At 25.3% G+C, this 26,653-nt stretch carries 26 protein-coding genes; all 26 read right to left on the bottom strand.

What is annotated here, in order from left to right; genetic code table 11:
• Positions 1-7: 7 nt before the first annotated feature.
• Positions 8-3,151 (bottom strand): helicase-related protein, encoded by a 3,144-nt coding sequence (locus CLOACE_RS02440; protein WP_070109459.1) that lies wholly within the window; start codon positions 3,149-3,151, stop codon positions 8-10.
• A 579-nt stretch (positions 3,152-3,730) separates the two neighbouring features.
• Positions 3,731-5,008, bottom strand: a complete 1,278-nt coding sequence (locus CLOACE_RS02435) for an FAD-dependent oxidoreductase (protein ID WP_070109458.1) — start codon at positions 5,006-5,008, stop codon at positions 3,731-3,733.
• 26 nt (positions 5,009-5,034) lie between these two features.
• Complete coding sequence (locus CLOACE_RS02430) at positions 5,035-6,018, bottom strand: sulfide/dihydroorotate dehydrogenase-like FAD/NAD-binding protein (RefSeq protein WP_070109499.1); 984 nt, start codon at positions 6,016-6,018, stop codon at positions 5,035-5,037.
• A 124-nt stretch (positions 6,019-6,142) separates the two neighbouring features.
• Complete coding sequence (locus CLOACE_RS02425; RefSeq protein WP_070109457.1) at positions 6,143-6,838, bottom strand: response regulator transcription factor; 696 nt, start codon at positions 6,836-6,838, stop codon at positions 6,143-6,145.
• A 66-nt stretch (positions 6,839-6,904) separates the two neighbouring features.
• A complete protein-coding gene (locus tag CLOACE_RS02420; protein WP_070109456.1) occupies positions 6,905-8,356 on the bottom strand; it encodes a HAMP domain-containing sensor histidine kinase in 1,452 nt (483 codons plus the stop codon).
• A 9-nt stretch (positions 8,357-8,365) separates the two neighbouring features.
• Positions 8,366-9,118 carry an ABC transporter permease gene (locus CLOACE_RS02415; RefSeq protein WP_070109455.1) on the bottom strand — a complete coding sequence of 251 codons (753 nt, stop codon included), beginning with the start codon at positions 9,116-9,118 and terminating at the stop codon, positions 8,366-8,368.
• Positions 9,105-9,830, bottom strand: coding sequence for an ABC transporter ATP-binding protein (locus tag CLOACE_RS02410; protein WP_070109454.1), 726 nt, complete (start codon positions 9,828-9,830; stop codon positions 9,105-9,107). Before CLOACE_RS02410 ends, CLOACE_RS02415 begins: the two co-directional genes overlap by 14 nt.
• Positions 9,831-9,913: 83 nt before the next feature.
• Positions 9,914-11,158, bottom strand: a complete 1,245-nt coding sequence (locus tag CLOACE_RS02405; protein ID WP_070109453.1) for a hypothetical protein — start codon at positions 11,156-11,158, stop codon at positions 9,914-9,916.
• A 147-nt stretch (positions 11,159-11,305) separates the two neighbouring features.
• On the bottom strand, positions 11,306-11,677 hold the full coding sequence (locus CLOACE_RS02400) for a hypothetical protein (RefSeq protein ID WP_070109452.1): 372 nt from the start codon (positions 11,675-11,677) through the stop codon (positions 11,306-11,308).
• Between the two features lie 78 nt (positions 11,678-11,755).
• The gene (locus CLOACE_RS02395) at positions 11,756-12,541 is read right to left on the bottom strand and encodes a Cof-type HAD-IIB family hydrolase (protein ID WP_070109451.1); all 786 of its coding nucleotides are present in this window, start codon (positions 12,539-12,541) and stop codon (positions 11,756-11,758) included.
• Positions 12,542-12,721: 180 nt separating this feature from the next.
• Positions 12,722-13,387: an ABC-2 transporter permease gene (locus CLOACE_RS02390; protein WP_070109450.1), complete on the bottom strand. Its 666-nt coding sequence runs from the start codon at positions 13,385-13,387 to the stop codon at positions 12,722-12,724.
• Positions 13,388-13,398: 11 nt separating this feature from the next.
• A complete protein-coding gene (locus CLOACE_RS02385) occupies positions 13,399-14,022 on the bottom strand; it encodes an ABC-2 transporter permease (RefSeq protein WP_070109449.1) in 624 nt (207 codons plus the stop codon).
• On the bottom strand, positions 14,015-14,881 hold the full coding sequence (locus CLOACE_RS02380; protein ID WP_070109448.1) for an ABC transporter ATP-binding protein: 867 nt from the start codon (positions 14,879-14,881) through the stop codon (positions 14,015-14,017). Before CLOACE_RS02380 ends, CLOACE_RS02385 begins: the two co-directional genes overlap by 8 nt.
• A gap of 21 nt (positions 14,882-14,902) precedes the next feature.
• Positions 14,903-15,274 (bottom strand): GntR family transcriptional regulator, encoded by a 372-nt coding sequence (locus tag CLOACE_RS02375; RefSeq protein ID WP_070109447.1) that lies wholly within the window; start codon positions 15,272-15,274, stop codon positions 14,903-14,905.
• A gap of 130 nt (positions 15,275-15,404) precedes the next feature.
• A complete protein-coding gene (locus CLOACE_RS02370) occupies positions 15,405-17,075 on the bottom strand; it encodes an AAA family ATPase (protein WP_070109446.1) in 1,671 nt (556 codons plus the stop codon).
• Between the two features lie 125 nt (positions 17,076-17,200).
• Positions 17,201-17,539 carry a YqfO family protein gene (locus CLOACE_RS02365; RefSeq protein ID WP_070109445.1) on the bottom strand — a complete coding sequence of 113 codons (339 nt, stop codon included), beginning with the start codon at positions 17,537-17,539 and terminating at the stop codon, positions 17,201-17,203.
• A gap of 669 nt (positions 17,540-18,208) precedes the next feature.
• Positions 18,209-18,595 carry a CRISPR-associated protein Csx20 gene (csx20, locus tag CLOACE_RS02360; RefSeq protein ID WP_070109444.1) on the bottom strand — a complete coding sequence of 129 codons (387 nt, stop codon included), beginning with the start codon at positions 18,593-18,595 and terminating at the stop codon, positions 18,209-18,211.
• Positions 18,596-18,611: 16 nt separating this feature from the next.
• The gene (locus tag CLOACE_RS11720) at positions 18,612-18,767 is read right to left on the bottom strand and encodes a hypothetical protein (RefSeq protein WP_175429425.1); all 156 of its coding nucleotides are present in this window, start codon (positions 18,765-18,767) and stop codon (positions 18,612-18,614) included.
• A gap of 77 nt (positions 18,768-18,844) precedes the next feature.
• On the bottom strand, positions 18,845-19,843 hold the full coding sequence (locus CLOACE_RS02355; protein WP_070109443.1) for a WYL domain-containing protein: 999 nt from the start codon (positions 19,841-19,843) through the stop codon (positions 18,845-18,847).
• On the bottom strand, positions 19,827-21,011 hold the full coding sequence (locus CLOACE_RS02350) for a helix-turn-helix transcriptional regulator (protein ID WP_070109442.1): 1,185 nt from the start codon (positions 21,009-21,011) through the stop codon (positions 19,827-19,829). The genes CLOACE_RS02355 and CLOACE_RS02350 overlap by 17 nt, the downstream gene beginning before the upstream one ends.
• 159 nt (positions 21,012-21,170) lie before the next feature.
• Entirely contained in the window at positions 21,171-23,000 is a 1,830-nt protein-coding gene (locus CLOACE_RS02345; protein ID WP_070109441.1) for an NERD domain-containing protein, read from the bottom strand.
• Between the two features lie 169 nt (positions 23,001-23,169).
• Complete coding sequence (locus CLOACE_RS02340; RefSeq protein WP_070109440.1) at positions 23,170-23,706, bottom strand: hypothetical protein; 537 nt, start codon at positions 23,704-23,706, stop codon at positions 23,170-23,172.
• 26 nt (positions 23,707-23,732) lie between these two features.
• Positions 23,733-24,572 (bottom strand): RAMP superfamily CRISPR-associated protein, encoded by an 840-nt coding sequence (locus CLOACE_RS02335; protein WP_070109439.1) that lies wholly within the window; start codon positions 24,570-24,572, stop codon positions 23,733-23,735.
• The gene (csx7, locus tag CLOACE_RS02330; protein ID WP_070109438.1) at positions 24,556-25,380 is read right to left on the bottom strand and encodes a type III CRISPR-associated RAMP protein Csx7; all 825 of its coding nucleotides are present in this window, start codon (positions 25,378-25,380) and stop codon (positions 24,556-24,558) included. Before csx7 (CLOACE_RS02330) ends, CLOACE_RS02335 begins: the two co-directional genes overlap by 17 nt.
• Positions 25,370-26,134, bottom strand: coding sequence for a type III CRISPR-associated RAMP protein Csx7 (csx7, locus tag CLOACE_RS02325; RefSeq protein WP_070109437.1), 765 nt, complete (start codon positions 26,132-26,134; stop codon positions 25,370-25,372). Before csx7 (CLOACE_RS02325) ends, csx7 (CLOACE_RS02330) begins: the two co-directional genes overlap by 11 nt.
• A gap of 77 nt (positions 26,135-26,211) precedes the next feature.
• A complete protein-coding gene (locus CLOACE_RS02320; RefSeq protein WP_070109436.1) occupies positions 26,212-26,646 on the bottom strand; it encodes a hypothetical protein in 435 nt (144 codons plus the stop codon).
• Positions 26,647-26,653 lie beyond the last annotated feature (7 nt).

Raw genomic sequence — 26,653 nt, 5'->3', positions numbered from 1 at the left:
TGCACCTCTAATCTACTATTAAAAAACTTACTAGCTCAAAATCATCTATAGTTTCTTTTTTAAATAGATTTTGATATCCTCCAAAATCAAATATAGTTTGTTCCGCTTCTTCTTCTTCTTTTCCTTGTATGGAATCTATAGATTTTTCTAATAAATTAATATATTTACTCATATCCTTAAAATTTTTTGTTTCTTTTATTAATTTATTGTAACTTTCTTTTAATATTTTATATTTACTTTTACTTAGTCTTCTAAATTCTCTTAATATATTTCTATCTGTGTTTTCTTCATATAAAACATTACCTTTATAATCAATATAAACTAAATAATAAGGGTATAGAGAACTATCATTTTTAGGTTTTAAATCATTATTTTTATGTTTAAAACAATATATTACACCCTTTTTTCCTTTATCTGTTATGGAAAATATGCCTTTAGGTATTTTTTTTAATTCTGGATTTTCTTTAATATAATTAGATAGTTCATAAAGATATTCATTCATATTTAAATCTGTTAAGGATATACTATCACTTGCTTCATCTATATCTATAACCTCTTCTGTAAGTCGTTCTAATTGTTTCTTTCTAAAATTAATATCATTCATCTCTGGAGTTAATGGGTTACTATCTCCAGTACCTACTATATTGCCAATAGTCATTTTGTTCTTAACTCTTTGTTCTAGATTTAAATACTCATTAAGTTCCAAGTCTGGAAAAAAGTTAACCATTTTTATTTCTTTATTTTTAGAGCCAATTCTATCTATTCTTCCAAACCTTTGTATTAGAGACACTGGGTTCCATTGAATATCAAAATTTATTACTGTATCACAATCTTGAAGGTTTTGTCCTTCTGATATACAATCTGTTCCTATTAAAATATCTATTTCATTTTCTCTTGGTAGGGACTTTTTTAATTTAGCCTTAGGTGAAAAGCTACATAATAAAGAATTAAAATCTAAGTCTACATTTTTGTTATTGGATTTAGGCTTACCAGAACCTGTAACCAGTCCTGTATATACTCCTTCTTTTAAAAGTTCATTTTGTAAATTCTTATACAAATATTCTGCTGTATCCTTAAAAGCAGTAAATATTAATACTTTTTTATTGCCTTTGTTAAATGGTTCCTTTCTAATTTTATTTATTATAAACTCATTTAGTACCTTTAATTTCTTATCTCTATTATCTTCCAGTATCTTTTCTGCTTCTTTGTATATTTCTTCTAATATAATTTTATCATAGTATAAATCTTCTAAAAACTCTTCTTTCCTAAGGTGATCTACTTTTACTTCATATTTATAATCTAGTATTTCCTCTTCTATATCTTCTTCTATTAAATCTATATTTTTTTCACTTTTTTCTATAATATTTACATAGGAATTTATTCTCTCTAGTAATCTTCTTAAAGTTTCTTTAAAGGAATAAACGGAACTTTCTAATCTTTTAAATAGGTTAAATCTATGTAAAACCTTCATTCCTGTTTCTTGTACACTCATAGTTATATATACTCTTCCATCAGAACGTCTTTTTTCATATTTATCTGTGTAATATTCAATATATTCTCTTTTCAAATAACTCATAGGTGCATACACTGCTAAATTTAAATCTTCTAATAAATCATTTGTATTTTTAAATTTTAATAATTCTTCTTTTACATCTATAGTTGGAGTTAATGTTTTAGGTTTTAATTTTTCTGGAAAGCTTCCTATGCCTTCTGTTCCATAATAATTAGTTATATGATTTCTGCTTCTAGCTATTGTTAACATTTCTAATAGTTTGTAAAAATCACTAGGAAGTCCATTAAATAATTCTTCTTTTCTTTTATTTGGATTTTCTTCCCACTGGTTAATTTGCCTAGTTGTTCTTCTTAATGTTCCATCTATGCTAGGAATTCCTTGTTTTTTTAAGGCATCATCTTTATCAGCTGTAATAATGCTTATTTGATTTTTCAAGTCTACTAAGGAGTTGTTTACAGGTGTAGCTGAAAGTAATAATACTTTAGTATTTATTCCTTCTTTTATGGCTTCCTCAAGAAGTCTTTGATATCTAGTATATCCATTATCTCTTTCAATTCTATTTCTAAAGTTATGACTTTCATCTATAACTATAAGGTCAAAATTACTCCAATCAAATCTTTTTAAATCTATTCCCGTTCTAGACTCTCCTTTATATCTGGAAAGGTCTGTATGAAACATTATTTTATAATTAAATCTTTCATCTAACACACTATCTTTGTATCCACCTTTAAAAGACATCCAGTTGTCAAATAGCTTTGCTGGTGTTAAAACTAATACATTGTCTTGCCTCATTTCAAAATACTTTATAACTGCTAAGGCTTCAAAAGTTTTTCCTAGCCCTACACTATCTGCAATTATACAACCATTATATTTGTTTATCTTTTGTATTGCTGAAAGTACCGCATCTTTCTGAAAAGGATACAGTGTTTTCCAAATTTCTGTATCTTTAAAACTTATATTGTCCTTTTCGAATCTTTCTACACCATAGTCCAATTGTTTCCCAAATAATTCATTTAAAGTATAATAATATAAAAATTCTGGAGAATATTCTTTATAAATAGAAATAATACTTTCTTTTAAATCTTGTTTATAATCTGATAAAAAATTATCTCCATACCATAATTGATTAAATTGCTCATTAAAAACTTTTATTTGTTCTTTATCTATTGTATAGTCTATTACTGTGTTAAAATTAATTTCTCTGTTGCTTAATCCTTTATCAAATTCTAAAGATGAGCTTCCTGTTATCATAAATTTATCACCTATTATGAACATATTCCCGCGCACTTTATATTTAGGATTAACTATCTTTACTTCCACTTTGTTTTCTATAAATTCATACATATTTTTAGAAGTAGAAAAATGCTCCAACTTGTTTTTTCTTCTAATGTCATACTCTCCAAATAAAATGTCTTTAATTTCTTTTTTTATATATTCTTCATTTTTATTATCTAAAGAGTACATGTCCCTAATTATTAATCTTACTTTTTTTATATTAGCTAAATTATCCTTTAAGGCATTAAATACAGATAGTGTAAATTTATCATTTACAATATTTATGATAGAGCCTGGATTTTTCTCTAATATTTGATTTATTATTTCTACAAAATCCAAGCTATTGCGAATGTATCTCTCCATAACACACCTCTATTATAATTATTTATATAATGAATTTTATTCAAACTCATAATTTCATTTTATTTATATTATATCATTTAAGATAATATATAATAAATAAAATTCATTTGCGTTTGTGTCAATTTAAAGTTGTCAATTTTATCTTATCTATGAATATGATTATCATCATTTTTGATATTCAGGTCTATTTTCATTTTTTCTATATTTTATTAGTATCACCAAATACAAAAATGGAAACGCATAGGCTAATAAAAAAGAGGATTCTAATTCAATATTTATTGAACATTTAAGTTCTTTTAATCTCTCATTTAACTCTTTTTAACTTAGTATAACTTTGTTTTAATTGTTTAAAAACTCTGTATAGTATACCAAACATATATTTATATAAATCTGATTCTTTATCTTTATCTATTATTTTATTTAATCTAGTATTATTATGTTCTATTACATTAACTATATAATATAATTCTTCTAATTCTGAATCTTCTTCAAAATAATCAGTTAATTTAAATCCATATCAACATTCTTACTTTTAGACATTAATAAAAAAAACATCCCCCACCAAGGAGGGACGCTCCACTAAAGCAACTTCTCCGCCATAATTCCCTTTAAATTCAATCTCTCTACTCTCTTATCTATTTCTTCACAATCAAGAGTGTACAATCCCAAATCTTCCATTCTCTTAAAATACTCCGCTCCTGCAAATGTATATCTCTTTCTTCTGCCTTCTTTAGTCATCATTTTATAATTTGCATAAGCTATTATATCTCCTATAACTGTAGCTTTAGGCAATGTTAAATAAGGCATGCCAATGTAACATCTTACTGCATTGTGACCTGCTAAACTTCCTGTGCATATAGCTTCTGTGTGACCTACAAAAAGACCACATTTTTCTCCAGCACAGAATAAATTATCTAAGCCTTTTACTCTCATTTCATCAGTTCTAGGTGCTACAGATAAATATCTTATGGAATTTCCTTTGCCTCCTGCGTAAGGGTCTACAAATTTTACATTTTCAAGTCCTTTTATTTTTCTAAGTTTTTCTAATGGATAATAGGATGTCATAAGTTTTATATGACCTGTATCTAAAAGCACTACATTTTCTGCAAATTCTTTTAGGGCATATTGTTGACATACTTTTAATTTTAATTTATCTGGGTTTATATCCTCCTTTGGTACTTTTAATATAGCTACTCCCTTTTCTTCTAGTTCCTCAAGTACTTCTTTGGATACTGTTTCTTTTGCCAGTTTACAAGAACCGCTAAAAGCTCCTAATACGTCTTCTTCTCTTTCTCCTTGAAGGTCGTCTACTCCTGCTCTTTGGCTTAAGCTTACACGGGGACCAAAAGCTGGACATCTTAAAATGCACATAGAACAACCATTGCCGTATCTTAAACAGTTTCCCATAGGACCTGTGGAGCCAGTGGTTTCTATGAAAACATCTCCTTCAACATAATTTCCATCAGATAAATATATGCCTTCTATTTTATTTTCTTCTTTTTTTATGTCTATAACCCTACTTATTAAATTTATTTCAATTCCCATGTGTTTTAAATATCTTCTTACTTCTGGTTCTATTTTGTTTACATCATATAGCCATGCATGTTTATGTCCTGGAAAGTCTACGTTTTTATGTCTAGTGTTTTTATCTGTTATATTAATTAAATCCCCTGCTCCTAGAGATTTTAGTTCCTCTGCTGCAGTGTATCTTCCATTGTTTCTCATTATGCCTCCTACATTTCCAAGACCTAAAAGCATATCAGTTTTTTCATAAAGGCTTACATCTGCTCCTGCTTTTTTAGCTGTTATAGCAGCAGCGCAACCAGCCCATCCTCCTCCAATTATTATAACTTTCAATTTAATACCCCCATTTACTTTTAATTTTACATAAGTCTTCTATCTTTGAATATATACTTTGGATCTACTTGAAGTTTACAAAGTCTCTTTACTACTTGACCTTTGTATCTTACAGTGCAAGTTCCACAAACTCCTTCACCACAACACATTTTGGCGTTATTGCTACAAGAAAAGTTTATAGAATCTTCTATTAAATTTAATGCTTTGTATATTATAATATCCTGTGCTGCACAGTGAATTAAATTGACATTTTCATCTTTTATAATATTAAATAAGGATTTTTTAAATTCTTCTGTTAAATCTCCTTTGCTAAATACGCTACATTCTATTAAAGTAGCATTGCACATATCTAAATAATTTTTTATAAATACATTATTAAAGTTTGCTTTATCTATAATAGCTATTATTTTATTTCCATTGCTATATAGTTTTTTCATAACAGGTACTATAGGTGCTTGACCTATTCCTCTGCAAATTAAAACAGATGTTCCATCTTTGCTTTTATTTATATTTTTTAAGCCTAGCACTCCATTCCAAAAAGGTCCTCTTATTAAAATTTTGTCATCTACATCAACAGAATCAATACTCTTTGTTTTTATTCCCTTTATTTCTATAGCTACTTTTAATGTGTTTTCTCTTGTATCCGATTCCATTACAGATATAGGAGTATCGTAAAATTGTTTTGTTTTTGGGTTTCTTAAAAAAATAAAGCTTCCAGGATAAACTAAATCTTGAGCTAATTTGTGTGGTACTAGTATTGTAAATATTAATAATTCTTCTCCTATTTTTTCTTTGTTTAAAATAGTGCATATATAATTTTTTCTACCTTCTTTAGCTTTTTTTCTATTCCATATATACTCTTGGTATATACAAACTCCTTTCCAATTTGTACATTCGCATAATTTTTTTCCTGAGAGTTGGGAGCAAAGTATGCAATCACCAGTTTCTGCCAAATGGCAAGGACAATATTCTGTTCCAGCATCTATGCAATCCTTTATTTCATAATCCATATACAAGCTTTTTCCTCCTAATAGAGTTCTCTATTGATATAATACTTAAATACTTAAAAATAAGTGACAAAAAAAAGACTTCATTTTTAATGAAATCCTTTTTTATTAAATACAAAATTAAATTTTAAACTCTAACTCTATATCCAACGCCCCAAACTGTTTCGATATATTGGGGCTGGGATGGATTAAATTCAATTTTTTCTCTTATTTTTCTAATATGCACTGTAACTGTGGAACTATCTCCCAAGGAATCAAGTCCCCAAATACTTTCAAATAATTCTTCTTTTCCAAATACTCTATTAGGATACTTTGCCATATGAGATAACAACTCAAATTCCTTTTGGGCTAGGTTAATTTCTTTGCCATTTATAAATACTTGCCTAGAATCTTTATTTATTTCAAGACCTCTTATAGAAATTACATTATTATTTACGCTATTACTAAATTTACTCTTTAATCTTTCATAATTTTCAATATGAGATTTAACTCTAGCAACTAATTCTCCTGGGCTAAAAGGTTTTGTAATATAATCATCTGCTCCTAGGCTTAATCCTTTTATTTTATCAATTTCTTCTTTTTTAGCAGAAACCAATAAAACAGGCATATCTTTATTTTCATAAATAATTCTTAAAATATCTAATCCATCAATTTTAGGAAGCATAACGTCAAGTATTATTAAATCATATTTATTTTCTTTTATTTCATTTAATCCAGATACACCATCTTGGCAAACTTTTACCTGGAAACCTGAAACCTCTAAATAATCCTTTTGAAGTTCAGCAATACTCAAATCATCTTCTACTATTAATATTTTTTTCATATTTTCAAAATCCCCCTAACTTTTGATGTAAGACTATTTATTGCTTACTTCTGCTAATAATTTATATTAGTTAAAATTTAAATTCTTTATTTTACCTAAAGATATAACAATACTTGTTCCTTTATTACTATGATTAATTGCCCATATTCTTCCATTATGCCCTTCTACAATTTCTTTTGCAATAACAAGTCCTAAGCCGCTACCCTTTGCCCCACTTCTTGCTGCATCAGTTCTGTAAAATCTATGGAATATTTTATTTATATCATCATTATCAATTCCTGGACCATTATCTCTTATGTCAATAATAATACTGAAATTTGTTTCCCTTAAATTTATAACTATTTTGCCTTGGGGTTTATCCATATATTTTCGAGAGTTTCCTATAATATTTAGTACAACTCTTCTCATTCTTTCTCTATCCATCATAACAAATTTATCTGTATTTAGCTCATTATTTAAATTTATTTTTATATTATCTTTTATAAGTTCTGGCTCAATTTCAGATACACAGTAATTAAAATACTCAACAATATCTACTTTTTCAAAATTAAAAGGAATTTGCTTTAAATCTAACTTTGAATACAAAAGCAAATCGTCAATCATATGGTCTACATGCTCTGCTTTTGAATAAATTGTTCTTAAATACCTTTCTTTTTTTTCAGGTGTATTTGCCACACCATCTAAAATTCCTTCTACATAGCCTTTTATTGATGTTATAGGTGTTCTTAAATCATGGGAAATGCTTGATATAAGTCCTTTTCTATTATCATCATACTTCATTTTCACCATTGTAGAATCTTTAAGTTGTACCCTCATAGCTTCAAAATCACGACATAATTCTTTTACTTCTTCATCGCCTTCCTCCGCAATAGTACAATTTAAATTTCCATTCCTAATTTCCGAGGTAGCTTTTTTTAAAACTTTAATAGGCTTTATTATGCTTTTTGATAAAATATAAGACATAACTATATTAGTTATTATAAAAATTATTATAAAAACAAAAATAGTTATTATAATAAATTTATTAAATAAATTTATTTCTTCTTTTATAGGTGCTAATAATATTATAACACCTGTAGATTTATCTTTTAAATTTAACTCTATAGTTTTAAATACATAAGAAGAATTATTAATTATTATATTATTATTTATATTATTTTCTTTTGACATTTCAATGCATTTTTCTATATCTATTTTATTAACATATTCTGGCTTGTATATAATTTTATTGGATTTAATAATAACAAAATCACCATTTATTCTTGAAAGTTGCTGTGATAAATCATTTTCAAATTCACAATTTTTCATGGTTTCATCACTTTGTTTTAATATATTATTGCTAATTGTCACAAGCTGAGATTGTATATACATACGTCTTTTAATTTCATCATATTCTATGCTATCTCCAGTAATATTTGAGTAAATAAAAAATAAACTAGACATAATTATAACTGTTATAACAATAGGAACTACAACAATTATAGTATTAGATATTATAAATCGCTTTTTTATATTCATTTTTCCACCTTAAAATTCTTTTTTATCAAATAAATAATAACCTAATGTAAAAAGTAAAATTCCATAGCTGCACATCATCATAAATTTACGAAAAATCTTAAAAAATGGGAAATTAGTCATTTTCCATAAATTATACCAGTTAATCATTGATGTAAAAAATATTCCTGAATAAGAAGAAAAAACAACCTCCATTATTTTAAAAATAATAAAAATAAGTATAAATAAGAAGAAAGTTCCCACTCCACTTTTTAATATGTTAGCAAAAACTGCTACTATAAGTGCTAAAATTACCATAGGTATTATACTAACTGCATAGCATAAAAATACTTTTCCTATGCCTTGAAATGTAAATGAATTTGAATTTAAAATAGCTCCTGTAACAATAGAAAAAATCATTACAAATAAAAGATTAGCTAATACAAATAACATTACAGCTACTATTTTAGCAGTAAAAAGTTTTAATCTTGAAATAGGTCTTGTAACTACAATTTTCATAGTATTTTGAGAAAATTCTCCTGAAAAACTATCTATAGTAACAAGAGCAGTAAACAAAGGCAAAATACTATTTAATACTAATGAAAGTACTAATATTGGAAATTCCATACTGGAGGTGCCCCTTAATCCAAATCCACTTCTTAATCCCATAATAGCAAGTTGTCCTACTATAATAAAAATTAAAGATATTATTGCTGCCACTAAAATTTTCTTCTTTTTATACAATTTCTCAACTTCATTAATTACAGCTACTTTAAATACGTCCATTTTGTTCCACCTCGCTTACAAAATAATTTTCTAGTGAAGCATAATTATTTAATATATTTTTAGTGGTGTCTATATTAATCATTCTTCCACCATATAAAATTCCTATTTTGTTACAAGTAAGCTCCACATCATGAATAAGATGGCTTGATATAAAAAATGTGGTTTTTTCTTCTTTTGCAAGATTTTTTATAATATTTCTCATGTCAATCATTCCCTCAACATCTAATCCATTAAAAGGCTCGTCCAAAATAACAACTTCAGGTTTAGATAAAATTGCTGCTGCAATTCCAAGTCTTTGTTTCATTCCAAGAGAAAATTTTCTTGTTATTTCATTTTTAAATTTTAACATACCTGTAATTTCTAAAACATAATCAATTCTTTTATCATCAATTTCTTTGTAATACCTGGAAAACTGTTTAAGATTTTCATAAGCAGTTAAGTATTGGTAAGTTTCTGCAGTTTCAATAATGCATCCTACTTTTGCCATGGATTTTTCAAATTCTTCCATAACACTATGCCCTAAAATTTTAACATCACCACTATCTGGCTTAATAAGTCCTGTCATAATTTTCATAGTTGTAGTTTTTCCCGCTCCATTAGGACCTAAAAAACCAAATATATCTCCTCTATTTATTTCTAGATTAATGTCTGTTATACCTCTGCCATTTTTATATACTTTGTTTAAATTAATTATTTCAATAACCTTTTCCAAATTAAACTCCCCTTATAAAGATTTCTAAGCCTCAGACAAATTTTAAAAATTTATCTGAAGCTAAAAACTATATTTACATAATATTATTCAAATACTCTATTGAAATTGCCATCATCTTGTATATTACTTCTTGCTCTGTTAGGTATATGCAAACTTATATTTGAAGAATGCCTATCAACATTCATATATATTTTTTCTGATGAACCTTCAATATTAAATGTTGCAGTATATTTGCTTTCATCAAATTTAGCATTAAATTCAAGCTTTGATGAATCTCCTGCATAATTTTCATAACCTTTCATATATTTTTCTTCATAATTTCCAGAAATAGTTTTGTTATCGCAGTGAGTAATATTTAATGTTCTTTCTCCTATTTTTTGGAACTTACCATCTTTTTCTAAAACAATATCATTTTTATACTTACCTACATACTTTTCAGGATTTGCAAATTCATCTTTTTGTACAAACTTTTCAACTTTCTTTCCTGAAAGATTTGGCTTATTTACAGTAGTAGAGTTAACATTAGATAGTTTATAAAGTGCTTCAAATGTTAAATTGTGTTCCAATCCCTTATCATCCTTACCATAAAATGTTCCTATTAGAAAAATGTTTTCTACTAATCCATTTTTATTTACTAGCATTTTGCCTTTAACTTCTTTAACATAAGCATCTTTAGTAATTACAGGCATATTACTTCCTTCTGGATTGTTTCTATTATCCATAGAAAAATTGCTCTTTAACATGTAAGAAGATACTGCATTTATAATAGTAGGTATTTGAGCTTCGCTAACTGTTCCTGATAATTCTTTGCTTCCATCAGGTTTTTCATTTGATACAACACAATCTTTTAAATTACCTACTAAAGCATCTGCTATTTTTTCAATATCTCCTGCATTTTTTTCTTTGAAAGGATTTTTAAAACCTTCTTGTGAATCTTTTTTTCCATTTTCAAATTCAGTTACATAATATACATTGTTATCTTCAGAATTATTATTAATAGAAACTTTCTTATCTACATAATAATAATTTTTAGTTTTTTTATTTCCTTTAGTGGATGTAGTAGTACTTTCTTGAGCACTATTAATTCTATCAAATTTGCTTATAGTGCTGTCAGAATTAACAATTTTGCCATTATCCTTTACAACCATAGATATATCCATGGTGTAATTTGAAAGCTTACTTGTAAAACATTCTGCAGAATATTTTATTGAATCTTTGGCTTGATCATAGCCAGTTTTAGAAACTACTTCTGCCAAAACAGTTGTTGTAAACATTAATGTACCTACAACAAAACTAGTAATTATAGCGGTTTTCTTTTTTATTTTCATTGTATTCTCTCCTTTACATTTTAATATTACCAGGAAAGCTTTCCCTAATACTATATTAAATCATATAGCTATAGTTTTTCTAAAGTAATTCTTAAGAAATTCTTAACTTTTATCTAGAAATAAAAAAAGACTCTGAATAAACAGAGTCTAATCTTTTAATTCCACCATTTTTTCCATTCTATTTTTTTGTTTTTCCCTTAAATTAGTTAAAACTTCAGGATTCATTTTGTCATAATTATTTTCTAAATATCCTTCACAAAATTTAAAATTTTTTTCTAAATTTTTCATTTCGTCACTTTTACCATTTCCGTATACAATGTTTTCTTTTATATTTTCTATTTTTTCTTTTCTATCATTTTGAAGTTCTTTAACGTGTCTTATATTGCTTGGGTCTGATATATCAGAATGCTGCTCTAAGTGCCTTTCTGTTCTTGTGTAGTTTTCTACTATATTTATAAGCTCATTTACCCTGTTTTTATTGTCTATTTTACTTTGCATTCTATCAACATTTTCACCCATCAAAAAGCCTCCTTTAAAGAATTTCAATATTAGTTTTAGTAGAAATGAAGCTTTTAATACGGTTTAATAAATGGGAAACTATAATATTTTTCTTATTGCATGAAGAACTCCATCTTCATTGTTGGTTTTTGTAATAAAATTAGCGTGTTTTTTTACATCCATTGGAGCATTTTCTACAGCATAACTATAATAGGCTCTTTTAAACATAGGAACATCATTGTAATAATCTCCAAATACCATAGTTTCTTCTTGTTTTATATTAAATTTATTTTGAATAAGTTTTATAGCTTTTCCTTTACTTACACCTTTATTCATTATATCCAACCACTCTTTCCCAGATACAACACATTCCAATTCATCTTTAAATGTTTCTTGTAAAAGTTTTAAAATATGTGGTCTAACTCCGCCTTTTTCAAAAAATGTTATTTTAAATATTTCATCTTTCACTTCTTTTACTGAATTTAATATAACTGCAGTAGATTTTCCAAATTGAAGAGATTCTAGTAAATCTTTAGAAGGATTTTCTAAATAAGCAAAATCTCTATTGCATAGTAAAATTTGCAAATTATTTTCTCTGCCAATATCTATAACTTTATTTATTATTTCAGGTTTTATAGTGTCTTTGTATAAAGTATCTCCATTATTAATGTACTTTATTATTCCTCCATTGTGACCTATTACAAGCATATTTGAATTTACTTTTTTAAAATTATCACACAATGTAGAATAAAATCTTCCGCTAGCTGCTGCAAAAATTATTCCCTTTTCACTAAGCTTGTCCACTATTTTATAAAAATCATTATTTAATTTTCCTTCATCATTTAAAAGTGTTCCATCTAAATCTGTAGCTATTAACTTTATCATATAAATTCCTCTCTTTTGCATTTATTTTATTAGTTAATATTTTATTTAACAAAATTATATCAATATTAAAGCCTTAAATCAAATTTGTGAAATATAATGCATTATTTATTGAAAAATGCTTGTTTTTGAGCAAAAATATATTCGCTAAATTGTGATTTAGCGAATATATTGTAATTCTTATTAAAAATCTATATTTTCATAAATCTTTACTGATGTAAAAAATGACATCATAAACATTAAAATTCCTAATACTAAAATTCCTAGTATAACTATATGCGGATTACTTATTCCCCCTATAACCATTATGAATTTTTGTCCTATTTTAGTTCCAACGAATTTCTTTAAAATTTGTGGCAAACAAAACATAAAAACATACATAAATACATTTATTCGATTAGTTTTTCCAAAGTTTTTAATAGAAAAGGGAATGTATATTGAAAAATATATTAAGCTAATTAATAAACTCATTATTAAAATTTCTAAAGTAGCTACTTCCCCTCCTTTAACACCTACCAATTTTAGTATGTTAGTTTCTAAAATAGCAACAAAAGCAAATATTACATTATATACAATAAGCATTAAATATTCTAAAACAACTAAATCCTTTCTTTTAACAGGAAAACTATTAACCACTACAGCTTCTTTTACACTTTTATAATTTTCCATAGATATAAAAGAAAAGCAAGTCATATAAAATACTATAAATAAATAGGCAGCTAAATATTGAAAATATGCATCAAAAGGCATTTTATATAATACAAAAATTATTATTAAAGTTATAGGAATAAGAAAATATAGTAAACTCTTCTTCATAATTCTTAAATCTTTCATTATCAAGTTAAGCATTTAATCACCTCTTATAAGTCTTTATTTTCATAAACTCTTAAAGATACAAACATAGATATAGCAAAAAGCATTAATATTCCTAAAACAATTAAGTTAAAATTTAATCCTAAACCATTTATCATATCAAGTGTTTCTTTTTGGGATGATTTTGACAAAAATCCAAAACAAAATCCATAAGTAATAGTATAAACTATTATTCTTAAAATATTAGATATTCTAAATGGTATACAAAAATATAATAAATAACTTATAGCATTATAAAATGTAATAAAACAAATTATAATAAAAGCTGGGTAAAATTTTAAAACAGGTAATCCAAAAGGACCTCCTACATAAGTTATAATTTGAAATATTGCTGTAACTAAAATACAAATAATAGTTCCACTTAAATATTTTGAAAATACCACTTCTTTTCTAGTTACAGGAAGTGAATTTATAATATATACTCCTTTTTTAAATTCATCCATAGTATCTGCAGTATTGGTTAAAACATAGACTATTCCAAGTATAATATAAAAATATATTCCTTCTGGTATAAGTTGTTTTCCTAAAATTATTAATACAACTAATAGCCCTAGAGTATGCTTAATATTAGACAAGCCTTGTATCATTTCTTTCCTTAATAAATTAAACATACTTATCCCCCTTTACAATAAATAACATTATATCTTCAAGAGTTGGTCTTTCTATTATTACATCATCTTTATATTTTTTAGCTATAAATTCTTTTTTATCTGTTAAAGCTTCAAATCCAAAGCGATTTTTTCTAACAGCTATAAAATCTTTTTTATTTTCTTCATTTAAAATATCATTAGATCCTTTTATTAAAGCGTAGTTTTCCATTATGTCATCTTTTTCTTTTGAAAATACAATTTCACCATCATTAATAAAAGTTATATAATCTGCAATTTTCTCCAAATCTGTAGTTATATGAGTTGAGAAAAATACACTTTTTTCTTCATTTTGTATTAAATCATAAAGTATATCTAATATTTCTCTTCTAAATATAGGGTCCAATCCAGCAGTAGGTTCGTCCATTATTATAAGTTCTGCATTATGACTTAAAGCTACTGCTAAAGAAAATTTAGTTTTCATTCCTTTAGATAAAGTTTTTACCTTAGCATTTACATCTAAATTAAAATCTTTAATATATTTATTAAAAGTGTCATCACTCCAATTTGAGTAAAAAGGCTTAATTATTTTCCTTATTTCATTTATTTTTAAATCTTCATAATAATAGTTTTCATCATATACAAAACCAATTCTATTTTTAATTTCTTTTTCGTGTTTAATATTATCTAATCCAAATACTTTAATTTCACCACTATTTTTCTTTATAAGATTCATTATAAGTTTTATAGTAGTACTTTTTCCCGCTCCATTTGGTCCTATAAATCCCATAATATATCCCTTAGGAAGATTAAAATTTATATCCTTCAAAACAAAGTTCTTATATTCCTTTCTTAAATTCTTGATTTCTAAAATATTTTCCATAAAAATTCCTCCTTAAATTTACTACTCTTCGTAAAGTATTTTAAGCATTTGTATAAGTTCTTCCAAAGAAACTCCCATAAGCTTACTACTCTTTACCACTTGCTGTAATTTATCTTCTATTATTTTTATTTTCTTTTCCCTCATAAGTTCTTTATTTTGAGGTGCTATAAAACTTCCCTTCCCAGGAACAGTTTGTATAAATCCTTCTCTTTCTAATTCTTCATAAGCTCTTTTAGTAGTTATCACACTAATATTAAGTTCTTTTGCAAGATTTCTTATAGAAGGAAGAGCTTCTCCTTCTTCTACATTTTCTTTTATAATGTTTGACTTTATTTGATCCACTATCTGCTGATAAATAGCCTTACCAGAAGAATTGGATATAATTATATTCATAGCCACCATCCTTACTTTTATGTATATACTGTATATACTTATTATATACAGTATATACATAAAAAGCAATATCAATATATAAAAAAATACATATTGCTTTTTTGCAACATGTACTTTTAATTATATAAAGTTATTTAGATTTCACCAGCACTTCTTTTCCTTCAAAAGCTATACCTAATTCAATTATATTCTTAATTCCTAAATCCAATAATTCCTGTTTATAATCTTTTTCTTCTATTTGATTTAAGGCTTTTTCTACTCCATCTTCTAAAGTTTCTTTTCTTCTTTTATTAATTTTTTTAAATTCTATTATTATGCCAAGATTTTGCTTATCTTTAGGTATAATCATTACATCATATCTTCCATAACCGCTTTCTCTATTTGATTTTACATCATGAGTATCCTTTAATGCTACTAACATGCCTAAAACAAATGCATGATAAAACTTTTCACTTTCTCCTGATACATCAAAATAACTTAAAGTTTTTTCTACTGTATCTGCAAATATCATATCGAAGGTATCTATATCCCCTTTTGTTAAAGCTGTTAACATATGTAGAAACTCATCATTATTTATATTTTCTTTAAACCATTTTAATATAATTTCTTCATAAATAAATTTTACTTCTTTATTAGGTATACCCAAAGTGCAATACACCCTACCATCAATAATTTCAGTATTCAATATTTTTAAATATCCACTAAACAATAAAAAGCTCCAAAGATTTTCTGTACTCATTTCTATTTCATTCATAACTATATTTTCATCAATTGCTTTTACTAATTTCTTTCCATTTATAAGAGTTTCCAATTCAGATTTTACTGCATTATTTCCTTTAGCTAACAAATCTCTTATTAAATCATTACTACTAGTATTTGCCCAATAAGCTCTAAAGCCCATTTTTCTTTCTCGTATATAATTTAATACACTCCAAGGATTATAAATAGTTAATTCTCCAAATTTATAGCCATTATACCATTCTTTAATATTTTCAATATCACAATTTATTTTATAATAATTTAAAAGTATCTCTAATTCTTTTTCAGTAAATCCAAAGTATTGATTGTAATAAGGCGAAAGTATACTATATATAATTAAATTATTCAATCCTGAAAATATACTTTCCTTAGCCACTCTTAAAATTCCAGTTAAAACAGCTTTTTCTAAGTAAATATTATCCTTTAAAGCCCCACTAAAGAAATTTCTCATAAATCCTATAAGTTCATCATAATACTTCTTTAAGTAAGCTTCTTGTATTGGAACATCATATTCATCTATTAATACTATAGGCTTTTTCCCAGTTTTTTTATATAAAAGTTCTGTTAAAACCTTAAAACTCATTTCCAACTCAACTATACTACTATTACTTGACAAAATCTTATTATAATAATACTGTTCTTGCTCAGAGGATTTTTCATCTATAACATATTTAAAATCTTCAAATATACTAGATATCAAAAAAGCTATAGCTTCCCTACAGTCCTTCCAATTAGAGTATTTTATATCTTTAAAACTTATATAAATTACAGGATATTTTCCTTGATAATTCATAATATCTTTATAGTTACATATTTCTAAATTCTGAAACAAAACACTATTATCTTCTTGTGTTTTTTCAAAGAAATACTTAAGCATACTCATATTTAAAGTCTTTCCAAACCTTCTTGGTCTAGGTAAAAGTATAGCCTTAGCTCCATCTTCAATTATATCTTTTATAAATAAAGTTTTGTCTACAAAATAATAATTATCTTGTATTAATTCCTTGAAATCACTTATGCCTACTGGAATCTTTTTTATCAATATTTTCACTCCTTGTTTGGAAAAGTACCTAAATTAATTATACTTATATATACCCAAAAGAGCAAACAACATTCTTTATACATCCAAAACTCTATGCACTAGCAAAAGCAACATAGAGAAAATTTTTATATAAATTGCTTATAATCAAGAATAGGAATTACATTTATGACTGGTTCTTCATATGGATGAACCTTTTTTATAGTTTTTAATGTCTCCTTTAGCAATTCTCTTTTACAGCAAAACTCTACTTTAATTTCTTCTTCTATAGAAAGTTTCCCCACTTCTCCATCAAAAGGATTTGCTCCTTTAAGAGGTCTCCAAGATCCTTTTACTTTTGATGTGGACATGCAACTGTCGTAGTTTCCTCCAATGGTTAGGGCACCTATGGAGTTTAGGTTTTCTCTTAGAGGGTTTATGTATTCTTCTGGTATGAAGGTTTCTATTTTGAATATTTGAAATTCCATTTTTTGAGTTCTCCTTTTTAGTTATGATTATATCATTTGTATGAGGAATTATCTATGGAAAATATCCATTGAAACATGGTTACTTCATTTCTATTGTGGAAACATCATTGATACCATGTGAACCTAGAAATCTAGGGGTGAAAATCCATTCAAACATGGTTACTTCATTTCTATTTAAAAGACTGTTAGATGAAAATGGTTATAAAGAAACTGTGAAAATCCATTCAAACATGGTTACTTCATTTCTATAGCACCCCTTGGGAAGCAACTTATATCAATGCCTCCCAAGAGCATTTTCCAAAACCTTTTTAATTTCAGCTTTTAGTTTACATAATATCATGTTTTATACATTAATGTATAAAATTTTTATCTAGCTTCAGGTATTGATTTTCCTGCCCTTATCCCTGTTTTCAAAAACCCTCTATGTATAAAATCATTTTGAGGTTTTTGCATAGCATAAATTAACTTCCATGTATATTATACCATATGTAATTAAAATAGTTAATCTGTTTATATAATCTTTTATTATACATACATATAAGTAAACTTATCTTTTAATTTATCTAAATCTAAATACTCATTATTAAAGCAATTTTCAAAATTTCCTTTTATATTAGGATAGTTATCTAAAAGTATTTTCATTTTGTTTTTGCTATTTTTATCATAAAATTAAAATTCATACACTTTAAATCTAATATGTTTAAAAAAATGCACATTCTGAATTTTGCCATCACTTAAACAGTTGCTTCTAAATTCCCTTTTAGTGCAGGAATATACAGCTTTTAAATTATTATTTAAACACCAATTTACTATTTTAAAAGTAATACCATATTCCCCTTCTATAAGTACTAAATCTTCTTCAGTAGCATTATTTTCTAAAAAATTTATAAAAGGCTTTTCGTAGTTATATGAATATTCTTCAATTGGCACATTTGACCACATTTTTTGAAGCTCTTTAGGTAAATATATAAATTCTTTTATTCCAAAATTTTCTTTTGCATCTTTTACTTGTTCTTCTGTAAGAGTATGAGAAAATAATAAAAACATATTTTTCATTAAAACACCTTCTATATTATATATACTGAATTAATATATTATATTTCCTTACATTTTCATATTTGATTTTTCCTAGTTTTTTAAATTCCTTTAGTAATCCATCTATAACTCTTTTAGGTAATTTTTTATCATTGATACAATAAACAATAGGTCCTCTTTTTAATTTAATCATTAAATCTCTCCCTTAGTTATAAATATATTCAACATATTCAATATACTACAAAAGGAGATACATTTTATTTCGCAAAGTTATAATTCGCTATTTAATTTTTCCCATTTTAATATATCTTCTATAATTCTTTTTCTAAGAAAATCTGGCTTTAAAATAACTAACTGAGCACCAAGGCTTCTTGCCCATCTTAAAAAAAGATTTTCATCTCCTATTTTTATTGTATATTCTAAGTAATTATTAAATCTATCAATCTTTAATATATCCTTTTTCAAAAGGTATCTATGAGCTATTTCTATAGCATTTTTCTCATTATATATTCTTACTTTTACAATAGTAGTATGCTTAGAAAACCCCCAAGTATAATTATTCTTACTTATTTTTTTATAGGAATTAGGACACTTTTGTATTGATTTTACTTTATTAATTTTAATTAAATAATCTCTTTTTCTTTTACCATAATGTAAATACCAATTATTAGTATCATCATCAAAAAATACTTTTATGGGGGATACATCATAAATTATGCTACCATTATTTAAATTTATTTTTATACACTGGTTATGGTTAATAGCTTTATAAAGGTCTAACAATATTTTTTCATCTAACTCAAATATATCTAAATATTGTTTAATTACTCTTCTATTTTTAATGATTTTATAGAAATCTTCATATTTACTGTTTTCATAAAATTTAATAATTTTACTAGCAGCATTTTCAATAAAACTATTATTACAGGTTTTTAAAAAATCATATAATACCCATATTTCTGTATTATTAAGTACATTTATTTTATCTAAGTATTCTGAAGTACAGAAAACCATAAAATCTAAATTCTCTGTATTTTCTTTCATATCTTCAACATCAAATATTTCCCTTTTAGTATTTTCCCTGTCCGTTATTAAAATATCTACCTTATTAAAATCTTTATATTGCAAAAGTTTGTCCAAAATATCAAATAAATCTTCTTTAGATATACTTAAATTTTCACATATCTCTTTAAAAGTTTTAGATTCATCATCCTTGCCAATAAAGTTAATAACTCTATACAAATTATTTAAACTATTCATTAATTCCATACCTTTCCTTTAAAAGTTCTATGTCTTTTGAAATTCTATCTTTTAATTTTAAAGGTTTAATACACTTTGCACTTTTTCCAAAACTTCTTACCCATTTTTCTATTTCTCGAACTCCACAAACTTCATCTCTTAAAATATATTTATCACTTTTTTCTTCTATTGAAGCAGTTTTCCTTATAGATGAGTACACTTTTAACTTTCTAAAAATAAAATCCTCCTTATCAAAATGTATCTCTACAGAAGTAACCTTTTCCATAGATGCTCCAAAACTTTTACTTAATAAATCCTTGTTGAAATCAGGTAAGTATTTAAGTTTATCCCCTATTTCTATATAAACTATTCTATCTAACCTATAAAGTCTATCATTACTACAAAGCATGTACCATAAATCCTTCCAATGATTATAAACTAATCCTAATGGAATTTCTTCAATAGTTTCATAGCTTTTATATGTTTTATAAATAAAATTTATTTTTCTTTTTTCATATATAGCTTTATCTATGGTTTGTAGTATTCTTTCATCAAAAGCACTTATGTTATGTTTGTGAGGATAAATAATAATATTATTATTAAATTCACCTCCTAGTTTTTCAAATTTCACTAATAATTTTAAAAAAATGCTATGAAGTTCTACTCTTCTAGGATATATATTTTTCATAACATTTATATAAATTAATAAACTTAAAATTTCATCTTTATTTAATACATCTAGTGGATTTTTATCTATAAATATATAATTGTTTTCCATATTTATATATCCATCTTTTTTTAAAGAATAAAGTAATTTATTAGCATACTTTTCAGTTTCAACATCACAAATTTTATTTTGAATTACATAATTTATAAAATTGCTTTTATTTATTTTTTCTTTATTGAATTCTTTTAAGTTTTCATATAAAATTGCTTTTTTTATAGATGTAATATTTAATGAATCTTTAATAGTTTTGTAATTATATGGTAACTTTAATACATTGTATTTTCCTTTTTTAGATCTTATATAAAAGCCAATAGAATTATAATATTTTACATAATCTTGTATCCTTCTTTTAGTAAAGCCAAATATATCTCCAATATCTTTTGCTCCATATTCTCCTGGATGATTTAATATAAAGCTTAATATCCTATTTTTAAAATATGTAACTTTCTCATCAGTAGATTTATTTGCCATTTAATCCCCCTTAATGAAAATACTTTTAGTATTACAAAATATTATAACATATAATTTAAATTTGTAGCACAATTTTAAAATTTGTAAAAAGACTATTGATAAAGTGTAATTATCAATAGTCTTTTTATATTAAAATAGTTGATCATAAAATTATATATTCTAAACTTTACTTGTAAAAAAATTATGATACTTTTCATTTCCCATGTTTACTATTAAAAGATAATCCATAGCTCTAGTAATTCCTGTATAAATTAATTCATCTCTTAAATTAGTATCTGAATCAATAATAAGCACTAATGTTTTAACTTCCCATCCTTTAAAACTGTGTATAGTACATAATTTAACTGTACCTCTATTCATCCAAAAATTATACTTTCTGCTTCTTCTTATTTTATCTAAGAGATTCTTTCGCTTTTCACTTTCTAACTTTTCATATTCTTCTTTAGACTCAAATATAGTTTCTGTTTCTTCTTTCTTAGTATTTCTTATAATATAGTCTACTTCTCGTAGAAGTTCTATTTTTCCACAAGTAAAGCATATATCGTTAGGATGTATAGAGTATTCTTGGAAAATACTATAACATTGATTAACCATTTTTTCTAAGTTTTCTTTATCTTCATTTTCTAAGTACATATATTCTATATTGTGACATATATCTCCTAAAGTAGTTTGAATGGATACTTTTTTCATATCATCAATGTAATATTTACCTTTGAAATAATTTTTTTGAAATTCCATAGCTAGTGTAGCTATATTAGTCTTAAGTCTAAAAGATTCATTTAAACTTTTCCAACGACCTGGTATATTGGTTTTAGGTTTTTTATCTTCCTCCAAGTCTCTTTCATATATATTTTGTTTTTCATCACCAAACAAAACATATTCCCCATTATCATTTAAAAAATATTCTTTAATTATATCTAACCAGACTTTCTTATAGTCTTGTACTTCATCTATAAAAATAGCACTATATCTTCCAATACTATCTTTACTTTCCTTAAATAAACCTATGTTTGAAAAATACTTTTCTTCTAAATATTTATTTAGTTCTTTTTTGTTTGAAATTCTAGGGATATTAATAGGCACACCTACATTATTAAGTACAGTTCTAATAAAATTATGATAATTGTCTATAACAAAATTTCCCCAAGAAAAATCTTCTCTAACTTCACTTAACCTATCGTGAATATAATTTCTCAAAGTAATATTAAAAGTTAAAATGAGAACTTTACCTTTTGTCCTTTTATATGCTTCTACTGCTCTCCTTGCTAATATAAGAGTTTTCCCCGAACCTGCTACTCCCTTTATTTTTTGATTTGAAACATTGCTTTTTATAAGCTGCTTTTGTCTAGCAGTATAATTAATGTGTTTTCCATCTTCATATTTATGCATAGGTGGCAACAAATATCTTTTTATATCTTTATATATTTTTTCAGTAAAAAGATAACTTCTTTTAGTTAAATAAAATCTATTCAATAAAGAATATAAATTTTCTCGATTTAATTTATCTCTTGTTAATATTCCATTATTTTTATAAATCTTATTTGCCTTTTCCCCTAAAAAACTGCGTAAATGCTTTTCTGTTTCATTGTGAAAATAAACTGCACATTTAACAATACCATAGGCTCTTTTATCTTCTATTAATTTATTTAAAAGTTCTACACTATGAAGAGAATATATTTTGTTTTTATACTCATTTACTTGTTTAAAAGGAGATTTTACAATGCAACATTCTTTATTTACAATAAAGTTTCCTTGTTCATCTAATGTATAACTATTCAAATTCCAATCCTTTACTTCTATTATTAAAATACCACTGTTTTTTCTCATTAGTATTATATCTGGATTATCTCCATTTATTAATGGTTGATAATATATTTCATAACTATCATCTAAATTTTTATATAAAAAGTTCAATAAACATATTTCGCCTGCAGTAGGAGTTTGATTTGATGAATAAATCAAATCAAATTTAGGATAAATTAAAGCCATAGTTTTCCTCCTTTTATGGAATTTTAATTATATATTAATATGTTTAAAGAACCGTTTTATTTCGCAAAATAAAAAAAGATTGCCATGCAATCTTTTTTAGTTAATAGTTTATAAGAAAAAGTTAAGAGTTTTAAATAATTTTGATTTTTGTAAATACTATATATATTTTTTATTTTTTAAAACCTGCTTTGGCAAAAGAATCTGCCATAATATTAAATCCACTATTTCCTTCTGAATATACATTCTCATGATTTTTTGTTTTCTTATTGGAGTTTTTTCCTGGTTTTTTTGATTTCCCTTTATTAGTTGATTTAGCAGGTTTCTTATTATTACTATCTAATAACTTTCCAAACCTTCTAACCCATGCTATAACAAATTCCAATTCTTCAACTGATAAATCATTTAAAGTTTTATTATTCATGTAATAAGAATTATTGTTCTTTTTTATTTCCAAAAAATCATCTATAAAATAGTTATAATTTTCTTTAAGTGCTTTTCCTCCACCTAATACTTCAATATTAGAATTTTTAATATTATAAAGAATTTCATAAAAATTATTTAATACTTTATTTTCATCAGTATTCTTTTTATTTGAAACTTCTAACATATTGTGAATAAAACTTATATATTCTGAAGACCCTTTTCCTTTTAATTCTTCAGCAACAGTTTCAATGACTTCAAATAATTCTTTTTTAGATTTTTTCAAGTTATCACCTCACTTAATAAGCATAGTTAAATATTTTTTACAGCATTTTCAAAGTTCAATACTTCTATTATTTTATCTATATTTGTTTTTATATCTTTGTCATCTATATTTTTATAATCATTTCCTTTTTTCACCCAATGACTTTCAGCAGTAACTTCTATACTTCCATATAGATAAGACTTTCCAAAGCCTATTTTAGGATGTATATCTCCAGTAATACCTAAAGAAAAACATAAAAGTTGAACTTGTTCATCTGTTAATTCTTTAAATATTATTTGTCCTTGAAACTCTGTTCCTTTTGGAACAAATTCATAAGGAATATCCCCTTTTAGTTGCACTCCATTTATACCATGCATATAAAATTTATAACCTTTATATTTTCCGTCATCATTTAAATAATCCTTTGAATTAGGATTAGGAGTAAAAGATTTAGGTAGTTTTATTATTTCTGTTTTATTTTTTGAAGTGGATTTACTAAGTTTTAAATCACTAAATTGTATTCTGCTTTTATATCCCATAGCTCCAAACATATTACATATAATGCATCTACTATATTTAGGTTCTCTTTTTGAAACTGGTATCTTATTTTCGTATATATTTTTAGATTTAGTCATGCAACTACGAGATAAGGCTTCAGCTATATTTCTTATACATCCTTTAAAGCTTGTACCAGGAATTATTAATTCACCATTATTTCTAATAAAACTTGAATATATAGTTTTATTATCTTTAGTATCATAAGCTCCTGAAGATATATGAACTGGTGTTAAAGTTTTTACAGTTATATTTATTTTCCCTGAATTATTCCCCTCTATTTCATAACTTTCACAATTTATAAAAGGAATAAATTTAAAGTACTTTTCCATTTTTTAAATCACTTCCTTGAGTTTTAACCTCTGTTTCATCTATTTTTATTTTAGAAAATATATTTTTAACTTCTTTTTCATCTATTTTTCTTTCAATATAAAATCCTTTATCTTCATATTTTCCATTATTTTTAGATTTATCATAATATCTTATTTTCATATTTATATCTTTAACTTCCATTTGTCCAAATCCTTTTGAAGTAACTCCTCCTAAGGTGACAAATCCTTCATTAATATCTTCTAATATTAATAATATTAATTTTAAATTCCATGGAAAAAAGTTTTTAATTTTTATTTTACCTTTAAATTTACCATACTCTACATATTCAAAATCATAAAAAGCTCCCTTCCTTGCCGCTCCTGAAATCCTATCTATGGCTACACCTTTTCTTTTTCCAATTACAGGATTTTCTATAGGATAGAAATCTTCAAAACTTATTCTGCTTTTCAATCCTTGTGAACCAAAAAGTTTGCAAACAGCACAACTTAAATCATATTTATCTATACCTGTAATATTTTTATTCTTTTTTTGTTTATCAGCAATTTTTTTACCACAACTATTATTGTATGAAAAAATATTACATATACCATATTTTTTAAGAAATACTTCTGCTCTACTTCTAAAAACTCCCTTTAATCCTGTGCCTGGAATTACTGGAATCATCTTTCCTTCTTTATAAAAGGCAATATATGAATCATCTGCTGCTGTTGGATTTAATGGATCTTCTTCTCCTGACTTTATGAAAAGAGGACTTCTAGTTTCTAATATACATTCAATTTGTGCTTCATTAATTAAATTACTGAACATTTTTCCACCTCATTTCATCTTTTAATCCTGAAAGTAAATATTCTTTTAAATTTTCTTTAGTAATTTTATAACTCTCCATGTCTTCAAGTTTAATTTTTCCAAGACCTACTGAAGTTTTTCCTCCTATTTGTAAATCTCCATTTTCTAAAACTTTTATTATTATTTTTAATAATTCCTCATGATCATCATCCAAATTATCTATTACCATATTAAAATTAAATTTAGTTCCCATAGCTACTTGCTCAAAATCATATTTTCTACCATTTAAAGATGTCCCAGAATCTCTATCTATTACTACTCCATCTCTTTTTTCTATATATGCTTTTTCATCTTTTAAAGTACAATCAGATATTTTTAGCTTAGATGCAAAAAAATTACACCCAAATATTTTACACACATCGCACATTTTTTTATATATATCTATAGCAATTTTTTTATCCCTTTCTTCGTTATTTCTAGGATATTTTACTTTTAATTCATTTACATATTTATTAGATATACAAGGTTTATCAATTATAATACATGTTTTAAAATTAGAGTATATTCCACTATTTATTAATGCTTCCATGAAACTTCTTAAAACTCCCTTTAAAGAACTTCCAGGAATATAAGGATTTCCATATACATCTCTTATTACTGTATTATCTACTTGAAGTGGATCGAAATCTTTATTTCCCGCTCCTATATGAATAGGAGATAATGCTATAAGAGTACCTTTAATTAAATATTTATTTTTAAACTTTTCTAAAAGCATTATGTCACCCCTTTTATTTACTTTTGTAATTTATTAATTAACATATATTTTTAATACTTATAAAAAAATTAATTGATTCACTTTTTTTTCTTTTTCTCATTAAGCGATTCTATAACTTTCTTTTTCCAATAAAAGTAACCAAAAAATTGACTTATATTTTTTAGAGCTATTTTATCATCTTTATTAGCGTTACTATATATTTTCTCTAAATAGAATACTATAACATCTCCAAGTTTTTCATTATTTTTAAATTCCATTTCCCATCCATTACATTTTGCTGTTTTATATTGCATGTAAAGTTTAAATTCTTTATATGAATCTGCATTTAAAGCTGTATTAGCTAATCCTCTAATATTAGTACTTCCTACTCCTCCGCCTTCTTTTAATTCCTTTCCCTTTTTTCCAAGCTTATTATCTTTATTAAGCCAAAAATCTTCATCTTTAAATATTTCATCTACATAAGCTATTAATTCATCTTTTAATTTTTTATTATCTTTATTTTCATTATTCATAATAACA

Source organism: Clostridium acetireducens DSM 10703, from assembly GCF_001758365.1.
GTDB classification, from domain to species: Bacteria; Bacillota; Clostridia; order Clostridiales; family Clostridiaceae; genus Clostridium_C; species Clostridium_C acetireducens.
The sequence above is the reverse complement of the archived record's forward strand: the minus strand, read 5'-3'. Positions and strand labels throughout refer to the sequence as shown.

Bases quoted from the DNA above. Each gene is read 5' to 3' on its own strand.
- CLOACE_RS02440 (WP_070109459.1), bottom strand. From the start codon at position 3,151: ATGGAGAGATACATTCGCAATAGCTTGGATTTTGTAGAAATAATAAAT.
- CLOACE_RS02430 (WP_070109499.1), bottom strand. From the start codon at position 6,018: ATGGATTATGAAATAAAGGATTGCATAGATGCTGGAACAGAATATTGT.
- CLOACE_RS02425 (WP_070109457.1), bottom strand. From the start codon at position 6,838: ATGAAAAAAATATTAATAGTAGAAGATGATTTGAGTATTGCTGAACTT.
- CLOACE_RS02420 (WP_070109456.1), bottom strand. From the start codon at position 8,356: ATGAATATAAAAAAGCGATTTATAATATCTAATACTATAATTGTTGTA.
- CLOACE_RS02415 (WP_070109455.1), bottom strand. From the start codon at position 9,118: ATGGACGTATTTAAAGTAGCTGTAATTAATGAAGTTGAGAAATTGTAT.
- CLOACE_RS02405 (WP_070109453.1), bottom strand. From the start codon at position 11,158: ATGAAAATAAAAAAGAAAACCGCTATAATTACTAGTTTTGTTGTAGGT.
- CLOACE_RS02400 (WP_070109452.1), bottom strand. From the start codon at position 11,677: ATGGGTGAAAATGTTGATAGAATGCAAAGTAAAATAGACAATAAAAAC.
- CLOACE_RS02395 (WP_070109451.1), bottom strand. From the start codon at position 12,541: ATGATAAAGTTAATAGCTACAGATTTAGATGGAACACTTTTAAATGAT.
- CLOACE_RS02390 (WP_070109450.1), bottom strand. From the start codon at position 13,387: ATGCTTAACTTGATAATGAAAGATTTAAGAATTATGAAGAAGAGTTTA.
- CLOACE_RS02385 (WP_070109449.1), bottom strand. From the start codon at position 14,022: ATGTTTAATTTATTAAGGAAAGAAATGATACAAGGCTTGTCTAATATT.
- CLOACE_RS02380 (WP_070109448.1), bottom strand. From the start codon at position 14,881: ATGGAAAATATTTTAGAAATCAAGAATTTAAGAAAGGAATATAAGAAC.
- CLOACE_RS02375 (WP_070109447.1), bottom strand. From the start codon at position 15,274: ATGAATATAATTATATCCAATTCTTCTGGTAAGGCTATTTATCAGCAG.
- CLOACE_RS02365 (WP_070109445.1), bottom strand. From the start codon at position 17,539: ATGGAATTTCAAATATTCAAAATAGAAACCTTCATACCAGAAGAATAC.
- csx20 (WP_070109444.1), bottom strand. From the start codon at position 18,595: ATGAAAAATATGTTTTTATTATTTTCTCATACTCTTACAGAAGAACAA.
- CLOACE_RS11720 (WP_175429425.1), bottom strand. From the start codon at position 18,767: ATGATTAAATTAAAAAGAGGACCTATTGTTTATTGTATCAATGATAAA.
- CLOACE_RS02355 (WP_070109443.1), bottom strand. From the start codon at position 19,843: ATGGAATTAATGAATAGTTTAAATAATTTGTATAGAGTTATTAACTTT.
- CLOACE_RS02350 (WP_070109442.1), bottom strand. From the start codon at position 21,011: ATGGCAAATAAATCTACTGATGAGAAAGTTACATATTTTAAAAATAGG.
- CLOACE_RS02345 (WP_070109441.1), bottom strand. From the start codon at position 23,000: ATGGCTTTAATTTATCCTAAATTTGATTTGATTTATTCATCAAATCAA.
- CLOACE_RS02335 (WP_070109439.1), bottom strand. From the start codon at position 24,572: ATGGAAAAGTACTTTAAATTTATTCCTTTTATAAATTGTGAAAGTTAT.
- csx7 (WP_070109438.1), bottom strand. From the start codon at position 25,380: ATGTTCAGTAATTTAATTAATGAAGCACAAATTGAATGTATATTAGAA.
- csx7 (WP_070109437.1), bottom strand. From the start codon at position 26,134: ATGCTTTTAGAAAAGTTTAAAAATAAATATTTAATTAAAGGTACTCTT.
- CLOACE_RS02320 (WP_070109436.1), bottom strand. From the start codon at position 26,646: ATGAATAATGAAAATAAAGATAATAAAAAATTAAAAGATGAATTAATA.